Below are 1,600 nucleotides of genomic sequence, written 5' to 3' on the forward strand. Positions count from 1 at the left end.
CATGTCGACTTCGATGAACTCAGGCAGGTCTTTCGGCAGGCAGGTCACTTCCAGCTCGGTCTCGGTGTGCGAGATCTCACCGCCTTTCTTGACAGCCGGTTCCTGGTTCATGAAGTGCAGAGGCACGATGGCGGTCAGTTTCTGGCCGGCGATCACGCGTACGAAGTCAGCGTGCAGGACGTGACCCTTGGCTGGGTGACGCTGCAGTGCCTTGATCAGGACGTTCTGCTTGGTGCCACCGATGTTCAATTCGATCACGTGGCTGAAGGCAGCCTCGTTTTCGAGCAGCTTGGTGACTTCCTTGGCCAGCATGCTGATGGACTCAGGGGCTTTGTCGCCACCGTAGACAACAGCTGGAACCAGGCTGGCGAGACGACGCAGGCGGCGGCTCGCACCTTTCCCCAGGTCGGAACGCGCTTCGGCATTCAAAGTAAAATCGTTCATGTGTTTCTCCAAAATAACCACGTTCGCCCAGCGTTTGCGACCAGCGCCAAGGCGATACGGGCAAAAAAGCCCCGGCCCGACAAGAGTGTCGGGCCGGGGCGCTTTTCGTCAGAGCGGTGCTTGCGAAGGGCAGGGCCCTCAGCGGAACATCGCGCTGATCGATTCTTCGTTGCTGATGCGACGCATCGCCTCGGCAACAACCGGAGCGATATCCAGTTGACGGATACGCCCACAGGCTTGTGCGGCTGCGGACAGCGGGATGGTGTTGGTCACCACCAGCTCGTCCAGCACGGATTTCTCGATGTTCTCGATCGCACGGCCCGACAGAACCGGGTGGGTGCAATAGGCGAACACCTTGGCCGCGCCATGTTCTTTCAGGGCCTTGGCCGCATGGCACAGGGTGCCGGCGGTATCGACCATGTCGTCGACCAGGATACAGGTGCGACCTTCGACATCACCGATGATGTGCATCACTTCGGAGTGATTGGCCTTTTCACGGCGCTTGTCGATGATGCCCAGATCGACGCCCAGGGACTTGGCCACGGCGCGTGCACGCACGACGCCACCAATGTCGGGGGAAACGATCATGAGATTCTCGAAGCGCTGGTCTTCGATATCGTCCACCAGAACCGGGGAGCCGTAGATGTTATCTACCGGGATATCGAAGAAGCCCTGAATCTGGTCCGCGTGAAGGTCGACGGTGAGTACACGGTCGATGCCCACGACGGTCAGCATGTCGGCGACGACCTTGGCGCTGATTGCCACACGGGCAGAGCGCGGACGGCGGTCTTGCCGAGCGTAACCGAAGTAGGGGATCACGGCGGTGATGCGCGAAGCCGAGGAGCGGCGGAAGGCATCAGCCATCAGCACCAGTTCCATCAGGTTATCGTTGGTCGGCGCACATGTAGGCTGGATAATGAAGACGTCTTTACCGCGAACGTTTTCATTGATCTCGGTGCTGATTTCACCATCGGAAAACTTGCTGACGGAGACATCACCGAGAGGGATATGCAGCTGACGCACAACGCGTCGAGCCAGATCGGGGTTTGAATTCCCCGCAAAGACCATCATCTTGGACACGCGCAGTACCTGCCGGCTGAGGGTATACCTGGATGAGTATAGGAAAATGGCAGGGGCGGCTGGATTCGAACCAACG

At 59.1% G+C, this 1,600-nt stretch carries 2 protein-coding genes and 1 tRNA gene (1 of these 3 cut by a window edge); all 3 read right to left on the reverse strand.

Annotation, left to right across the window (positions count from 1 at the left end):
* On the reverse strand, positions 1-444 hold a 444-nt coding region (locus tag B2V21_RS10475; protein WP_286916805.1), incomplete at its 3' end, for a 50S ribosomal protein L25/general stress protein Ctc.
* Positions 445-582: 138 nt separating this feature from the next.
* On the reverse strand, positions 583-1,524 hold the full coding sequence (locus B2V21_RS10480) for a ribose-phosphate pyrophosphokinase (RefSeq protein WP_043192909.1): 942 nt from the start codon (positions 1,522-1,524) through the stop codon (positions 583-585).
* Positions 1,525-1,571: 47 nt separating this feature from the next.
* Positions 1,572-1,600 (reverse strand) — tRNA-OTHER (locus B2V21_RS10485) (it continues 73 nt past the right edge of the window).

The organism is Pseudomonas sp. UBA6276, assembly GCF_002438365.1.
In the GTDB taxonomy this organism is placed as follows: domain Bacteria; phylum Pseudomonadota; class Gammaproteobacteria; order Pseudomonadales; family Pseudomonadaceae; genus Aquipseudomonas; species Aquipseudomonas coleopterorum.